The sequence below is a fragment of the Rhodococcus sp. GA1 genome, assembly GCF_024321955.1.
Taxonomy (GTDB): Bacteria; Actinomycetota; Actinomycetes; order Mycobacteriales; family Mycobacteriaceae; genus Rhodococcus; species Rhodococcus pyridinivorans.
Genome location: NZ_CP097186.1, coordinates 297,082 through 313,175, shown reverse-complemented (window position 1 = coordinate 313,175; position 16,094 = coordinate 297,082). Strand labels below are relative to the sequence as shown.

Sequence of the window (16,094 nt, the reverse complement as noted above, 5' to 3'; positions counted from 1 at the left end):
CAAGGCGATCTTGTAATATGGGAATCTTCCCCGAATAGGCCGTATTGTCCGGCCTGGAAACTCCCCGAATAATACGACATATCGGGCCGATTTTCACCGAACTTTCCATATTTCCCCTGCTAGGGCCGATTTGTGTTCCGGATTACAATTCTTCGCGCTGCGCAGCTGTCGAATGCAGGTAACAATTGGATCGCGTGTCGACGCGAGTCGTCACAACTTCGATGTCGTTCCATTGATGGGAGAAGCCCGTGCCTGCACTCGAGTTCCTTGTCGACCTCTTCGGTAACCTGTCCGACCTGTTCGACGTGCTGAACTTCTTCACCGGTTCTGCTGATGCGGCCGGCGATGCGTTCGGCAGCAGCCAGGCCTGAGCCTCGCAGACTCGAAGGCCCGCGGGTTGATCCCGCGGGCCTTCGTCGTGTCCGGACACGGTCGTGTCCGTCCGGCCAGAGGGTGGAGTGCCGTACCCGCCCTCGGCCGCCGTTCTCGACCTCCATCCTCGAACACGGAAACCGACGTTTGGGTTCGTTCGGTCACGGCTAACCGGGGAATGTAATTCGGACCACTCGACCCGAACGGACGTTCGGTGAGAGGACGCGGAACATGACATCTCGAACCCCAAGCCCCGGCCGTGGCTCGATGACGGCAACACCGGTGCAGACTGCGGCGCTCGTGGTGGGCGCTGTCTTCCTCCTGGTGGGCATCCTCGGCTTCATCCCGGGGGTCACGTCGGACTACGATCAACTCTCGGGCGCAGGCCATCATTCCGAAGCCATGCTCCTGGGGATCTTCCAGGTCTCCATCCTGCACAACATCGTGCACCTGTTGTTCGGTGTCCTGGGGCTCGCTGCGGCCCGGGCCGTGGCAACCGCCCGCAGTTTCCTGATCATCGGCGGTGCGATCTACCTGGTGCTCTGGATCTACGGCCTGATCATCGACAAGGACAGCGGCGCCAACTTCGTGCCGGTGAACTCCGCGGACGACTGGCTGCACTTCGTCCTGGGTGTAGGCATGATCGCGCTCGGTGTGCTCCTGACACGCACGCGGACCACCCCGGGCACGGTTCGCCCCTGATCCGTACCCACCCGTCGTGATGACGGGATCCGGAGAACCCGTGGCCCCTCACGCCACGGGTTCTTCGGCATGGGCAGGTACGGGCTCTGCCGGTGCGGGGTCGTCGACTTTCAGCACCCCCGACTCGGCGACTGCATCGAGCGACAGTGTCCGATAACCCTCGCTGTCGAACAGGACGGTGACGCGATCGTGCTCGCAGGTCATCACCACTCCCGGTCCCCACTCGGCATGCACGACATGCGTGTTCGGGGCGAACACGGACGTCTCGCAGTACGCCGGGGCAGTATCGGCGCCCCGAAGCACGGATACCGTCGCAACCTCGTCGGACGCGCCGTCCCGGCAGGTGTCGCACCGGCCGCAGGGGTCGGACAGCGTCTCGCCGAAGTACCCGAGCAGGAACCGGCGGCGGCAACCGCGAGTCTCGGCGTAGCCCCGCATCATCTCGACCCGCGATCGGTCCAGTCGTTCGCCCGACGCGGCCGTCTCGCGTGCGTGCTCGACCGCCTTCCGTCGGGGGATGTCGGCGGCGGAGAGTCCACGCCGGCCGGAGACGAGCGCTCCGCACCGTTCGAGCAGGTTCACCGCGTTGGCCAGTCTCCGCCCCCGCACGTCGAGCTCGGTACGCAGCCGTCCGAGCCTCATCGGCGACGCGGAGCGGACCGCCGAGAACACCTGGCCGATCAGCTCCTCGTCGGGATTGTGGGTGGTGAAGAAGGTCGCGAGCGACAAATCCTCGGGACGGTAGAACATCAGGACGGTGGCCGGCTCCCCGTCGCGTCCGGCGCGCCCGATCTGCTGGTAGTAGGAATCGACCGAGTCCGGTGTCGAGGCGTGCACGACGAAACGCACGTCCGGCTTGTCGATGCCCATACCGAAGGCGGAGGTCGCCACCACGACATCGCAGCGACCGTCGAGGAATCCGAGGTGAACGTCCTCGCGCTCGGCCGCGCGCATCCCGGCGTGATACGGGCACGCGTCGATCCCGCGTTCACGCAGGGCCTCTGCGTATCGCTCGGTGTCCCTGCGGGTCGCGGCGTACAGAATGCCGGGACCGGGCAGGGACGCCACGGCCTCGACGACGGCGCGCCGCTTCTCGCCGTCGTCAGTGTGCCTGCGCACCTCGATGTCGAGATTCGGGCGGTCGAAACCACCGGCGACGACGAACGGATCCCGCATGCGCAACGCCTCGACGATGTCCTCGCGGACCGGGGGTGAGGCGGTGGCGGTGAGCGCGACGACGGGTGGCCGGCCCAGGGCCTCGGCCACGTCTCCCAGGCGTAGATATTCCGGCCTGAAGTCATGGCCCCACATGGCGACACAGTGCGCTTCGTCGACGACGAGGAGCGAGACCTCCACGCTTCTCAGACGCTCCAGGACCTCGTCCTTGGCGAGCTGCTCGGGGGCGAGGAAGACGTAGTCGGCATCGTGTTCGAGCACGGCCCGCCAGTTCGCCTCGTTCTCCGACTCGCGCTGGCGCGAATTGATCGCGACCGCCTCGGGTGCCTCCGAGTGGTCCAGACCGGCGATCTGATCGTTCTGGAGCGCGATCAAGGGCGAGACGACGACCGTCACCCCCGGTAGCAGCAGCGAGGGCACCTGATAGATCGCGGACTTCCCGGAGCCGGTGGCCATCACGGCGAGGACGTCGCGTCCGCCCAGCAGCGGAACCATCGCGTCCAGTTGTTCGGGACGCAGCGTGTCCCAGCCGAACACCTTCTGCGCGGCGGCGCAGAGTTCCTCGCGTGCATCCTCCGATGCAATGTCGGACGACGACCGATACATCTTGTGCTGCAAGTGGACTCCAGAACTCGGAAGGGACTGCGCGCGCAGGGTGCCCTCCGCATACCCGAGGACGTGCCCGCCCCAAACGGTTGCGAGATCCCGGCGCCGTGTCGACCCGGCGGGGTGTGGGTACCCGCGAGCCAGACGTGCCGAGGAGGAGATATGAACGACGCTCGACCTCTCGCTCTGGTGACCGGAGCATCGCGAGGCATAGGCCGGGAGTTGGCGGCCCTGTTCGCGGCCGACGGATACGACCTCGTGCTCGCGGCGAGATCGGACACTCTGGACGAGGTCGCCGCAGACCTGCGGACGTCCGGCGCGGAGGTGGTGTCGGTCCACGCGGATCTGAGGACTCCAAAAGGGGTCCGGGCGGTCCACGAGGCTGCGACGGCCGGAGGTCGCGTCCCGGCGGCGGCTGCGCTCAACGCCGGTGTCGGGATCGGCGGGGCGTTCGTCGACGCAGAGCTCGGGGACGTCCTCTCGATCGTCGACGTCAACGTGCGCTCGACGGTGCATCTGGCGCACCTGCTGCTGAACGACATGCTGCGGGCGGGCTCGGGCCGGATGCTCGTCACCTCGTCGGTGGTGTCGAAGATGCCCGGCCCCTACCAGGCCGTGTACAACGCGTCCAAGGCCTTCGTGCAGTCCTTCACCGACGGCGTCCGCAAGGAACTCGACGGCAGCGGGGTCACGCTCACCGCGATGCTCCCCGGTGCCACCGACACCCACTTCTTCACACGTGCCGGGATGCTCGACACGATCCTCGGGAAGGCGCCCAAGGACGATCCCGCGCACGTCGCGCGCGACGGTTATGCCGCTCTGATGCGCGGCGAGGCGACTGTGGTGCCCGGCTCCGTGCTCGCGAAATCCATGGCGGTCTTCGGCACGGTGGCGCCCGACGCGGTGACCTCGGCGGTTCACCGGGTCCTGGCCAAGCCTCGATCGGGGCGATGATCCGCGACGGCAGGACCGCTCAGTCGGATCGCGTCCGCACTGCCGGGCGGGTGGGGTGGTCGTAGCGCACCAGGACGTCCGCGTCCGCTCCTGCATGTTCGAGCACCGCGTCATGTTCGAGCACCGCGTCGATCGTCCAGTGATCCTCGGGGCGCGTGCGCCTTTCGAGCGCGCCCCGGGACATCGTCAGGACGACGGTGACATCGAAGTCGAGACCACGGCCGAGAAGCATAGGGCCGGCGACGACGAGGATCTGGTCCTCCGCCGCTCGACGCGGGCGCTCGCGCGCCGAACGGTCGGTGCGTTCGTCCCACAGCCGCGGAAGCCATCGTCGATGTTCGTGTACCGCGCGCAGCACCTCTCGGTCGACCGCGGCGTAGTCGAACCAGTCGTGGCGGTAGCTGTACGGATCGGTCCGTCCGTGCTCGAGCCGGAGCGATGCGGGCCGGACGAAATCGTGGAGATCGACGACGTCCGCTGCGCGGCCCCGCGTTCTCAGTTCCGTCGCGACACGCTGTGCGAATTCCACCGGGTCTGCCGCGTCCGGTGCGCTCACGGCGATGCACACGCTTCCGGTGAGCGCCTCGGCGCGATCGGCGACGGAGGCCGTGAGTATCTCGGGGGTCAGGGGAGTGAAGGCGGGCATCGCGCGCCGTTCACGCCCATCCGCGTATGGGGGTCACCAGGGCGGCGTGTCGTTCCCGTCCGGTACCGGGGTGTCGAGAAGCCGGTCGAGCCAGAGCACCGCCTCGACCAGCGCTTCCATCTGCGACGCCCAGTCCATGGCGAAGACCACTTCGTCGAGTTCGCTGCGGGCCGCGACCGAGTCGCCGGCGAGCGCGTCGACGACCGCTTTCATCACGGTGCTCTCCGGCTGCGGGAGTTCCTCCGGCCGGACGTGACGGCCGCTCTCGGTCCGGATGGTCAGTTCGAAGCTCTCGTCGCCACGCACCTGCGGGCCGATCTTGTCGACGACGACGTCGGCGATCGTCGAGACTGTCCACCTCAGCACGTTCCCGTAGAGCGGGGGAGTGATCTGTGACGGCGGGTCCGAACCGGGGCTCGACACCAGCGCCGCGACCTCTTCGGTCAGTTCGCTGTAGCCGTTCTCGTGTGCGAGAGCGAGAAGGCGTCCTCCCATCACCGCGTCGCTGCGTGTGATTCCGGCTCGTTCTTCGTGCATGCAGAACGAATGCCCCGTTTTGTGTCCCATCACACATCGCGGTCGCGACGGGTGTGCTAGCGCCATGGTCACGAGAGTGAGGGAAATCACATTCGCGGGCTATCCTGAGGTCATGAAGCACATCGCCACTGGTCCGAAGGATGTCACGGTCGGTGTCGGGGACACGATCGAACTGCATCTCCCTGAGAACACCTCCCGGGACTACTGCTGGTCGACGTCGAGGGTCGGAGAGGGACTCGTCCTTCGCGACATCCGATTCCTGCCGTCGAAGAACCCGTTGCCGGGAGGGACCGGCGAGCGGGTCTTCTGTTTCAAGGCGCGCCGCGCCGGTACCTGGCCCATCTCGCTGCGCATGCGGAAGCATGCCGACCTGGTCGCCGACCGCGCGAACATGACCGTCACCGTCGCGTGACGGCGTCTCGGCGCTCGCTCTGCGGTTCACAACACCGCGGAACTCAGCGCAGTGCCGGCGGGTTGTCGAGATCGCGTGCCGAGTAGGTGTCACACGCGTCGACCCGGCCGGTGCGGTATCCGGCCAGGAACCAGGCCTGACGCTGCTCGGACGACCCGTGAGTCCATCCTTCCGGGTTCACCCGGCCGGTGGCGGCCCGCTGGATCCGGTCGTCGCCGACGGCCGACGCGGCCGACAGCGCGTCGCGGATGTCGGTGTCGGTGAGCGGCACGAGGAAGGGCTCTCCGGTGGTCGGCTCGGGCAGCTTGTCGGCATGGTAGGCCCACACCCCGGCGTAGCAGTCGGCCTGCAGTTCCGTACGGACAGCGCCGGATTCGGGGCCGCGCGGGTCGGCCTGTGCGCGACCGAGATCGCCGAGCTGGTTCTGCAGGTGGTGCCCGAACTCGTGGGCGACGACGTATTCCTGCGCGAGCGGACCTCCACTGGCGCCGAACCGTGTCTCGAGTTCGTCGAAGAAGCTGGTGTCGAAGTAGGCGGTCCGGTCCGCCGGGCAGTAGAAGGGCCCGATGTCGCTGGTGGCGTTGCCGCAACCGGTGGACGTGGCCGAGGTGAAGATCTCGACCTCCGGCTGCACATAGGCCACGCCGGTCTGTGTCGCGAACTGCTGCTCCCACACCGAGTCGAGCGACCCGACGGTGTAGAGCACCCGGCAGTCGACGTTCTCGTTCGCGGCGCTGCCACCGACCTCGCACTGTTCGAGTGCGCTCTCGGCTTGCGGATCGCCGGAGGTGTCGGGCATTCCCGAGCCGAGCAGCGAGGACGGATCGCCGCCGAACAGCAGCGCCAGGATGATGACGATCAGGCCGCCGGCCCCGCCACCGAGAGCGAGCTTTCCGCCACGCCCACCGCCGCCGGTACGGACACGGCCCGCATCCATGCGTGCACCTTCTCTGAACGTCATCGCCGCCGCTTTCTCCTGTGTTCGTCGGATTCGGACAAGCTTGGCACGAACTATTCGGTACGGGTGCGCTCGGGCCGATCGTGTCTTTCGTAGGATTACAGCCGACGAACCCGTCGCTGATCGTTTCGAAAGGAATTCCGTGCTGCGCACCCATCTCGCCGGCTCGTTGCGAGCCGAGCACGCCGAGCAGACAGTCACCCTCACCGGTTGGGTTGCCCGGCGACGCGATCACGGCGGGGTCATCTTCATCGACCTGCGCGACGCCTCGGGTGTCTCGCAGGTGGTCTTCCGCAGCGCCGGCGTCCTCGAGCAGGCGCACCGGCTCCGCGCGGAGTACTGCGTCCGGATCACCGGCAAGGTGGGGGTCCGCCCCGAGGGCAACCAGAACTTCGAGATCCCGACCGGTGCGATCGAGGTCGACGCCTCCGAGCTCGTGGTTCTCAACGAGGCCGCCCCGCTGCCGTTCCAGCTCGACGATCAGGTCGGCGAGGAAGCGCGCCTGAAGTACCGCTACCTGGATCTGCGTCGCGAGAAGCCGGGCAAGACCATCCGTCTGCGCAGCAAGGTCAACGCTGCTGCCCGCGCGGTGCTCGCCCACCACGAGTTCGTGGAGGTCGAGACCCCGACCCTCACCCGCTCCACGCCGGAGGGTGCGCGCGACTTCCTGGTCCCGGCCCGCCTGCAGCCCGGTAACTTCTACGCTCTGCCGCAGTCCCCGCAGCTGTTCAAGCAGCTGCTCATGGTCGGTGGCATCGAGCGCTACTACCAGATCGCCCGCTGCTACCGCGACGAGGACTTCCGCGCCGACCGTCAGCCCGAGTTCACCCAGCTCGACATCGAGATGGCGTTCGTCAATCAGGACGACGTGATCCTCCTCGCCGAGGAGGTGCTGCACGCGTTGTGGCGCCTGGTGGGCTACGAACTCGAGACCCCGATCCCGCGGATGACCTACGCCGAGGCCATGCGCCGTTTCGGCACCGACAAGCCGGATCTGCGTTTCGGCATCGAACTCGTGGAGTGCAAGGAGTTCTTCAAGGACACCACCTTCCGCGTCTTCCAGGCCGAGTACGTCGGTGCCGTCGTCATGCCCGGTGGCGCGAGCCAGCCGCGTCGTCAGCTCGACGCATGGCAGGAGTGGGCCAAGCAGCGCGGTGCCAAGGGTCTCGCCTACGTGCTCGTCGGTGAGGACGGCACGTTGAGCGGTCCGGTCGCCAAGAACCTCACCGACGCCGAACGCGAGGGTCTCGCCGCGCACGTGGGCGCGAACCCCGGCGACTGCATCTTCTTCGCCGCCGGTCCCACCAAGCAGATGCGTGCACTGCTCGGCGCCGCCCGCGACGAGATCGCCCGCAAGCTCGATCTGATCGATCCGAACGCATGGGCGTTCGTGTGGGTGGTCGACGCCCCGCTGTTCGAGCCGGCGGCCGACGCGACCGCGAGCGGTGATGTGGCCCTCGGTCATTCGGCGTGGACCGCGGTGCACCACGCGTTCACCTCGCCCAAGCCCGAGTACATCGACACCTTCGATACCGATCCGGGTTCGGCGTTGGCGTACGCCTACGACATCGTCTGCAACGGCAACGAGATCGGTGGCGGCTCGATCCGTATCCACCGCCCCGACATCCAGGAGCGGGTGTTCAAGGTGATGGGCATCTCGGAGGAGGAAGCGAACGAGAAGTTCGGCTTCCTGCTCGAGGCGTTCAAGTACGGCGCGCCCCCGCACGGCGGCATCGCCTTCGGCTGGGACCGCATCACCGCGCTGCTCGCCGGGATGGACTCGATCCGCGAGGTCATCGCGTTCCCCAAGTCCGGTGGCGGTGTCGATCCGCTGACCGATGCACCCGGCCCGATCACGCCGGAGCAGCGCAAGGAGACAGGCATCGACTTCGTGCCCGAACCCGAGACCGAGGGCGCTGACAAGGCCTGATCACCCGTAGCTGTCGATGGCGCGGTGTCGCCCGTCTCCGGACGGGGGCACCGCGCCGTCGTGTGTGCCGTCCGGTGGTGCTCCCGAGTGAGGTTCGTGGGCCCGATGAGGTTTGTGAGGATCCTGCCCGGGTACTCCGTCGGTCCGGCGCCAACGGGGGCGACGGATCGAGGAGGTATCCATGGCCGACGCACGCGTGATCTTCTACAAGCCGCTCGCTCTCGCAGCCAGTGTGGGAGGCGGCATCCTCGCCGGAGCCGTCTTCAACCAAGTGTGGAAGAAGGTCGGCGGCAGTGACGAACGGCCCGAACCGCAGGATCTGTCGCAGCGCACCCGGGACGTGCTGATCGCGGCCGCCCTCCAGGGTCTGATCTTCGGTGTCGTGAAGGCTGCGGTGGATCGTGGCACCGCCCGTGGTTTTCAGAAGGTGACACACGTTTCACCGGAATGATCGTGACGTGTCCCGATCGTGATCGGCGTCCGAGGAGCGGAGCGGCCGGGGCGCGGACGGGGACACACCCGGATGAACAGCGATTTCCCCTCGCAAAGCAGACAAAAGCGACCTGGTGGGCCGGGCACGGGTGAAGAAGGTCCTGCTCGATCCGAGCATTGTGGAGGACCTCGTCGTGACCGAGAACCTGTAGATTGGGCAGTGATGACCGCAACATTGGCAGACCCCGTGTCCGAGGTGGTTCACGCCGCCGAAGCGCTGCTCACCCGCCGTACCGGCGCCACGGTGACCCTGACCGATCCGGTGGATCTCGGGGGCAGTGGCCGCTCGATGGTCGTACGGGTACGAGTGGCCGCCAATCCGTTCTCGCTCCCGCGCACTCTTGTCCTCAAGCAGGTACCGCCCTCGCGTGGCACCGGCCACGTCGACTTCCGCGGTTCCGAGACGGACGAGCAGATCGCCTTCCTCCGCGAGGCGGTCTCCTACCAGTTCACGACGGCCCTCGCGAAGGATCACCGTCCGGGTGCCGAACTGCTCGCCTACGACTTCGACGCCCGCCTGCTGGTCCTCAGCGACCTCGGCGACGCGACCACCCTGTCGGAGGTGCTCCGCAACAGTTCCGAGGCCGCCGGGAACACCCTGATGGCCCTGGCTCAGGCACTCGGACGCATGCATGCGGCGACCGTCGGCCGCGAGGAGGACTTCGCGGCGCTGCTGCGTCGCGCCGACGTCGCGCGGGTCGCCGACGCCGTGTCCCAGCAGGCCCTCGATGCCGTGCGGGGTGTGCCCGAGCTCCTCGAGGCCGACTTCGGCCTGTCGGTGCCCGAGTCGGTACGCGAGCGTGCCGAGCGGGCGTCCAAGCTGTTCACCGGCGGGCGTTTCCGGGCCTTCAGCCCGTCCGACCTGTGCCCCGACAACATCGTGGTCGGCGACGAGGGTGTGCAGTTCCTCGACTACGAATGGGGCGGCTTCCGCGACGCGACCCTGGACATCGCGTACGCCCTCAGTTCCTTCCCGCTGTGCCTGTGCTCGGTGCCGCTGTCCGTCGATCGCATCCGTGCGATGGCCGACGCGTGGCGCGCCGAGGTCGTCGCCATGTGGCCGCAGCTGGCCTACGACGAGGTGCTCGAGGAGCGGCTGCTCGACGCACTGCTCGCGTGCATCTGGCTGAGCACGCACCTGTTCCTGCCCGAGGACCATGCCCGGATCGCCTCGGTACGCGAACACGGACTGTCTGTGCCGCGCATCCCCGCGCTCCGCGCCCGTTGGTCGCTGCTCGCCGAGTTCGCCACCGCGACAGGCCACGACGACGTCGCCGCGCATGCCCGCGACGTGCTCGCCCACCTCGAGGACCGCGCCGCCGGCTAGAGCGACCGATCCGCCAGGTGCCGACCGGCGTCTACACCAGCGGAGCGGCGGGTTCGATCCTCGTCGCGCCGTCGGCCACCCGGTATCCCGCGGCGCGGCGCGCGTCCGTGTTCGGATCCGTGCGGTCGCCGATGAAGAACCACTCCATCTGCGTCGCCTCGGGAGTCACGTCGAGCACCCCGTAACCGTGCGAATCGAGTTCGACGAACCGCACGTGCCGGTTGGCCGCGGTCGCCGTCGCCTCCAGCGCGGGCGACAGGCTCCGCGGAGGCACACCGAGCAACTCGTCGATGTTCGCCGACGTCACCGACGGAACCACGAACTCCGTGGCGACGGTGCCCGCACCCGGATAGTGGGCAGCGTCCATCGGGACGTCCATCGCCCAGGAGGTGTGGATGTCGCCCGTGAGGAAGACGACGTTGCGCAGTCCCGCCGCCGTGATGGTGTCCATCAACCGTCGACGGTCGGCGGTGTAGCCGTCCCACTGATCGGTGTTGAAGGGCAGTCCGCCGGCCGGCACTCCGACGAGTTCGGTCAGTGCTCCGGTGGTCCGCGGATCGAGCGGTGGTAACACGATCGGCGAGAACATCACCGAATTGCCGATCAACTGCCATCGTGTGGGGGAGGTCGCCAGCCCGGCGGTGAGCCATTCCATCTGGTCCCGGCCGGTCATCGTGCGCCCCGGATCGTCGACCTGCCGTCCGACTGCGAGGACCTGCTGGGAACGGTAGCTCCGCAGATCCAGCATCGACAGTTCGGCGAGCCGTCCGTACCGCAGGCGCCGGTAGAGCCGTCCGCCGTTCGGGCGAACCGGCATCCATTCGTCGTAGGCCTGCACCGACGCGGCCTTGCGGGGGGCCCAGTCGCCCTCGACGAGGGGATCGTGATTCTCCGCCCCGCCCGCCCAGGCGTCGTTCGCCGACTCGTGGTCGTCCCAGATCACGATCCACGGCACCTTCGCGTGCAGCGACTGCAGGTTCGGATCGGTCTTGTACTGCGCGTGCCGGATGCGGTAGTCGGCGAGACTCACGATCTCGTGGGCGGGCTCGTGCGTCCGAACTCCGCGGCCACCGGCGACGGGGAACTTCCCGGCCGCGTACTCGTACAGATAGTCGCCGAGGTGCACCACGGCGTCGAGATCGTCGCGTGCGGCGAGGTGGCGGTAGGAGGAGAAGAAACCGCCCTCCCAGTCGGCGCACGACACGACCCCGAAGCGCAGGCGTGCGACCGCAGCGTCGTGCGAAGGCGCGGTGGACGTCCTGCCGGTCGGGGAGACGGCACCGCCGGCGCGGAAGCGATAGAAGTAGGTCGTGCCCGGTACGAGCCCGCGGGCGTCGACCTTGACCGTGTGGTCGGAGACGGAACTCGCCGTCACCGTCCCACTCGCGACCAGCGTGTCGAAGCTGCTGCTGCGGGCGAGCTCCCAGGTGACCGGGACGTCCGGTCCCGCACCCGAGCCGGGTGTCGCCTCCGGCGAGGGTGTCACCCGCGTCCACAGGATCACCGCGTCGGGCAACGGATCTCCCGACGCGACGCCGTGCGCGAAGACGGCGGGGGATGCCTGCGCGTGCTGAGTGGTCGAGGCGAAGGCCGCCGCACCTGCGGCGAGGATCGACGACCGGAGCACGGCGCGACGGGACACATGTTCGGCGGACGGTGTCGTGGCCACGACCAAGATCCGACCACACGGTCGGTCATCCGTCCACGCGAACGACGAACACCGCCGTCGACCGGGCGTCGGCGCGAGCTTGTAGCGTCGGATGCGTGAGTGATCTTTTCGGGGCGAACGACCCGTCTGCCGAACCGGACGCCCTGTTCGAGGCGCCACGCGAACCGGAACCCGAGGACGAACCGCAGGTCCGCCGGCAACCCGTCGCGGCCGGCGGCGCGAACGCGCCCCTCGCTGCGCGCATGCGACCGGCGAGTCTCGACGAGGTGGTCGGGCAACAACACCTGCTCGAACCGGGAGCACCGCTGCGGCGGCTCGTCGAGGGATCGGGTGCGGCCTCCGTCGTGCTCTACGGTCCGCCCGGTACCGGGAAGACGACCCTGGCCTCGCTGATCTCCGGAGCCACCGGACGCCGGTTCGAAGCGCTGTCCGCCCTGTCGGCGGGCGTCAAGGACGTGCGCGCCGTCATCGACCTGGCACTCCGGCGCCTCACCCACGGCGAACAGACCGTGCTGTTCATCGACGAGGTCCACCGCTTCTCGAAGACCCAGCAGGACGCGCTGCTCGCCGCGGTCGAGAACCGCATCGTGCTGCTCGTCGCCGCGACGACCGAGAACCCGTCGTTCTCCGTGGTCGCCCCGCTGCTGTCGCGCTCGCTGGTGCTGCAACTGCAGCCGCTCGGGCCCGACGACATCCGGGCACTGCTCGAACGTGCGCGCACCGACGCCCGTGGACTCGCCGGTGCGGTCGAGATCGACGACGACGCCCTCGACCACCTCGTCCGGCTCGCCGGGGGCGACGCCCGCCGTGCTCTGACGGCGCTCGAGGCCTCCGCCGACACCGCGCTCGCCGTCTCCGGTGGCGACGCGGCCGTCATCGACCTCGCGACCGTGGAGTCGAGCATCGACGAGGCCGCCGTGCGCTACGACCGTGACGGCGACCAGCACTTCGACGTCGCGAGCGCCTTCATCAAGTCGCTGCGCGGCTCCGACGTCGACGCGGCCCTGCACTATCTGGCCCGGATGATCGTCGCGGGGGAGGACCCGCGCTTCATCGCCCGTCGCCTGATGATCCAGGCCAGCGAGGAGGTGGGCATGGCCGACCCCACCGCTCTGCAGACGGCGGTCGCCGCAGCGCAGGTCGTGCAGCAGGTCGGAATGCCCGAAGCCCAGCTCGCGCTCGCCCAGGCCACCATCCACATCGCCACCGCACCCAAGTCGGGCTCGGTGACCGCCGCGCTCGGCGCCGCGATCGCCGACGTGAAGGCGGGCAGGGCCGGTCCGGTGCCCGCCCATCTGCGCGACGGTCATTATCAGGGCGCGCAGAAGCTCGGCAACGCGATCGGCTACAAGTTCCCGCACGCGCACCCGGACGGCGTGCTCGCGCAGCAGTACGCCCCGGACGAGCTGGTCGGCGTCGACTATTACGAGCCGACCGGTCGCGGTGTGGAACGGGAGCTGTCGGCCCGCCTGCCCAAGCTGCGCCGCATCGTGCGCGGTGAGCGGTGACGCCTCCGCCGAGTACTCACGGCGCCGTACCGCGGCCGCTTTCGGCGGCGCGATAAGCTGAAGAACGGCCGATCGACAGGGTCGACCGCCCGTCCCGGGAAGTTCACACCATCGCCAGACCACAAAGGACCATCGACGTGCAGACCCACGAGATCCGCAGGCGCTTTCTCGATCACTTCGTGAAGGCGGGACACACCGAGGTGCCCAGCGCGTCGCTGATCCTCGCCGATCCCAACCTGCTGTTCGTCAACGCCGGCATGGTCCCGTTCGTGCCCTACTTCCTCGGGCAGCAGACCCCGCCCTACACCCGCGCCACGTCGGTGCAGAAGTGTGTGCGCACCCTCGACATCGAGGAGGTCGGCAAGACCACCCGCCACAACACCTTCTTCCAGATGGCCGGCAACTTCTCGTTCGGCGACTACTTCAAGGAAGAGGCCATCACCTTCGCGTGGTCGCTGCTCACCGGATCCGTCGAGGACGGCGGCTACGGAATCGACCCCGAGAAGCTGTGGGCGACGGTCTATCTCGACGACGACGAAGCGTTCTCGATCTGGCGCGACAAGGTCGGCGTTCCCGAGGAACGCATCCAGCGTCGCGGCATGAAGGACAACTACTGGTCGATGGGCATCCCCGGGCCGTGCGGTCCGTGCTCCGAGATCTTCTACGACCGCGGACCCGCCTACGGCGTCGAAGGCGGCCCCGAGGCCGACGAGGACCGCTACATCGAGATCTGGAATCTCGTGTTCATGGAGAACGAGCGCGGTGAGGGTGGTGCCAAGGACGACTACCCGATCCTCGGCCCGCTGCCGAAGAAGAACATCGACACCGGCATGGGTGTCGAACGCGTCGCCTTCCTGCTCCAGGGCGTCGAGAACGTCTACGAGACCGACCTGCTGCGCCCCGTGATCGACAAGGCCGCCGAACTCACCGGCGCCGTCTACGGCGCGAAGCACGACGACGACGTGCGCTTCCGCGTCATCGCCGACCACGCCCGCACCGCGGCGATGCTCATCGTCGACGGCGTCAACCCGGGCAACGACGGCCGCGGCTACGTGCTGCGCCGCCTGCTCCGCCGCATCGTGCGCTCGGCGCGTCTGCTCGGCGCCGACAAGCCCACCATGCGCGAGTTCATGGCGGTCGTGCGCGACACCATGGCCCCGTCCTATCCCGAACTCGACACCGACTTCTCGCGCATCGAGACCGTCGCGGTGGGCGAGGAGACGGCGTTCCTCAAGACCCTCGGTACCGGCAGCAAGCTGTTCGAAGGCGCTGTAGAGACCGTGAAGTCGCAGGGTAGGAATGTGCTCGGTGGCACGGAGGCGTTCACCCTCCACGACACCTACGGGTTCCCGATCGACCTCACCCTCGAGATGGCGGCCGAGGCGGGCCTGACCGTCGACGAGGAGGGCTTCCGATCGCTCATGGCCGAGCAGCGCCAGCGCGCCAAGGACGACGCCCGGGCCCGCAAGCACGCCCACGCCGACCTGACCGTCTACAAGGAACTCCTCGACCGCGGTCCCACCGAGTTCACCGGTTTCAGCGAGCTGGTGACCGAGGCGCACGTGCTCGCCGTCATCACCGGTGGCGAGCGCCTGCACGCGGCGGGCGCGGGCCAGCAGGTCGAGCTGATCCTCGATCGCAGCCCCCTCTACGCGGAGTCCGGCGGCCAGATCGCCGACATCGGCAGCATCACCGGCCCGGGCCTGAAGATCAAGGTCGACGACGTCCAGAAGATCGCCAAGCAACTGTGGACCCACAAGGTCACGGTGCTCGAGGGCCAGGTCGTCGAAGGCGACGCCGTCCTCGTGCAGGTCGATCCCGAGTGGCGCAAGGGCGCCACCCAGGGCCACTCCGGCACCCACCTGGTCCACGCCGCGCTGCGCGAGGTGCTCGGCCCCAACGCCGTGCAGGCCGGTTCGCTCAACAAGCCCGGCTACCTGCGCTTCGACTTCTCGTGGCCCGGCGCCCTGTCCGAGCAGCAGAAGCAGGACATCGAGGCCGTCACCAACGAGGCCGTCGCGGCGAACTATCCCGTCAACACCTTCGTCACCGACCTCGACAAGGCAAAGAAGATGGGCGCGATGGCCCTGTTCGGCGAGAACTACGGCGACGAGGTCCGCGTCGTCGAGATCGGCGGCCCGTTCTCGATGGAGCTGTGCGGCGGCACGCATGTGCAGCACTCCTCGCACGTCGGCACCGTCACGCTCCTCGGTGAGCAGTCCGTCGGTTCCGGCATCCGCCGCGTCGAGGCGTACGTCGGTCTCGACTCGTACCGCCACCTGGCGAAGGAACGCGCGCTGCTCGCGGGCCTGTCCTCGACCCTGAGGGTTCCCTCCGAGGAGGTGCCCGGACGTGTCGAGGCCCTGCTCGATCGGCTCAAGACCGCCGAGAAGGAACTCGAGAAGACCCGCGCCGCGAACGTCGCCGCCGCAGCCGGAACGTACGCGAGCAAGGCGCAGCGCGTCGGTGACGTGCTCGTCGTGGCCGAGGCCGCCCCGGAGGATGTCGCCGGCAACGACCTGCGCACACTCGCATCCGACGTCCGTGGCCGGCTCGGCACCGAGCCCGCCGTGGTGCTGCTGCTCGGCAACGCCGGCGGCAAGGTGCCCTTCGTCGTGGCCACCACCAAGGCTGCGCAGGAGAAGGGCATCAAGGCAGGCGACCTCGTCGCGAGCTTCGGTCCCGCGATCGGTGGTCGCGGGGGCGGCAAGCCCGACATGGCTCAGGGCGCAGGGGCGGATCCGGCCGGTATCCCGGCCGCACTCGATGCTTTCCGTGCCCGTCTGAGCGAGCTGGCCGGCTGAG

14 protein-coding genes are annotated in these 16,094 nt (G+C 68.3%); 9 read left to right on the top strand and 5 right to left on the bottom strand.

The window, feature by feature from the left end:
- Window positions 1-248: 248 nt before the first annotated feature.
- The gene (locus M3330_RS01510; protein WP_016933989.1) at window positions 249-371 is read left to right on the top strand and encodes a hypothetical protein; all 123 of its coding nucleotides are present in this window, start codon (window positions 249-251) and stop codon (window positions 369-371) included.
- Between the two features lie 268 nt (window positions 372-639).
- Window positions 640-1,074: a DUF4383 domain-containing protein gene (locus tag M3330_RS01505; RefSeq protein ID WP_060653197.1), complete on the top strand. Its 435-nt coding sequence runs from the start codon at window positions 640-642 to the stop codon at window positions 1,072-1,074.
- 48 nt (window positions 1,075-1,122) lie between these two features.
- Here M3330_RS01505 and M3330_RS01500 read toward each other — a convergent pair whose 3' ends face one another.
- Complete coding sequence (locus tag M3330_RS01500; RefSeq protein WP_006551415.1) at window positions 1,123-2,856, bottom strand: ATP-dependent DNA helicase RecQ; 1,734 nt, start codon at window positions 2,854-2,856, stop codon at window positions 1,123-1,125.
- 162 nt (window positions 2,857-3,018) lie between these two features.
- On the opposite strand from M3330_RS01500, the gene M3330_RS01495 reads away from it, so the two are divergent.
- Entirely contained in the window at window positions 3,019-3,810 is a 792-nt protein-coding gene (locus M3330_RS01495; protein ID WP_039587093.1) for an SDR family oxidoreductase, read from the top strand.
- Between the two features lie 19 nt (window positions 3,811-3,829).
- On the opposite strand, the gene M3330_RS01490 is transcribed toward M3330_RS01495, so the two are convergent.
- Window positions 3,830-4,456, bottom strand: coding sequence for a hypothetical protein (locus M3330_RS01490; protein WP_006551417.1), 627 nt, complete (start codon window positions 4,454-4,456; stop codon window positions 3,830-3,832).
- A 33-nt stretch (window positions 4,457-4,489) separates the two neighbouring features.
- Entirely contained in the window at window positions 4,490-4,951 is a 462-nt protein-coding gene (locus M3330_RS01485; protein WP_247848924.1) for a hypothetical protein, read from the bottom strand.
- Window positions 4,952-5,105: 154 nt separating this feature from the next.
- Between M3330_RS01485 and M3330_RS01480 the strand changes: the two genes are divergently transcribed.
- Window positions 5,106-5,405 carry a protease inhibitor I42 family protein gene (locus tag M3330_RS01480; protein WP_006551419.1) on the top strand — a complete coding sequence of 100 codons (300 nt, stop codon included), beginning with the start codon at window positions 5,106-5,108 and terminating at the stop codon, window positions 5,403-5,405.
- Between the two features lie 43 nt (window positions 5,406-5,448).
- On the opposite strand, the gene M3330_RS01475 is transcribed toward M3330_RS01480, so the two are convergent.
- Window positions 5,449-6,366, bottom strand: a complete 918-nt coding sequence (locus tag M3330_RS01475; protein ID WP_024100766.1) for a neutral zinc metallopeptidase — start codon at window positions 6,364-6,366, stop codon at window positions 5,449-5,451.
- Between the two features lie 139 nt (window positions 6,367-6,505).
- Between M3330_RS01475 and aspS the strand changes: the two genes are divergently transcribed.
- From aspS to M3330_RS01460, 3 genes are all read left to right on the top strand, one after another.
- The gene (gene aspS / locus M3330_RS01470) at window positions 6,506-8,293 is read left to right on the top strand and encodes an aspartate--tRNA ligase (RefSeq protein ID WP_255026770.1); all 1,788 of its coding nucleotides are present in this window, start codon (window positions 6,506-6,508) and stop codon (window positions 8,291-8,293) included.
- A 181-nt stretch (window positions 8,294-8,474) separates the two neighbouring features.
- Window positions 8,475-8,744: a DUF4235 domain-containing protein gene (locus M3330_RS01465; protein WP_006551422.1), complete on the top strand. Its 270-nt coding sequence runs from the start codon at window positions 8,475-8,477 to the stop codon at window positions 8,742-8,744.
- 204 nt (window positions 8,745-8,948) lie between these two features.
- The gene (locus M3330_RS01460; RefSeq protein ID WP_033096583.1) at window positions 8,949-10,112 is read left to right on the top strand and encodes a kinase; all 1,164 of its coding nucleotides are present in this window, start codon (window positions 8,949-8,951) and stop codon (window positions 10,110-10,112) included.
- 31 nt (window positions 10,113-10,143) lie between these two features.
- On the opposite strand, the gene M3330_RS01455 is transcribed toward M3330_RS01460, so the two are convergent.
- The gene (locus M3330_RS01455) at window positions 10,144-11,781 is read right to left on the bottom strand and encodes an alkaline phosphatase (protein WP_255026769.1); all 1,638 of its coding nucleotides are present in this window, start codon (window positions 11,779-11,781) and stop codon (window positions 10,144-10,146) included.
- A 95-nt stretch (window positions 11,782-11,876) separates the two neighbouring features.
- Here M3330_RS01455 and M3330_RS01450 point away from each other — a divergent pair, with 95 nt between their 5' ends.
- A complete protein-coding gene (locus M3330_RS01450) occupies window positions 11,877-13,289 on the top strand; it encodes a replication-associated recombination protein A (RefSeq protein ID WP_255026768.1) in 1,413 nt (470 codons plus the stop codon).
- A 137-nt stretch (window positions 13,290-13,426) separates the two neighbouring features.
- A complete protein-coding gene (gene alaS, locus M3330_RS01445) occupies window positions 13,427-16,093 on the top strand; it encodes an alanine--tRNA ligase (protein ID WP_219130305.1) in 2,667 nt (888 codons plus the stop codon).
- Window position 16,094: the final 1 nt, after the last annotated feature.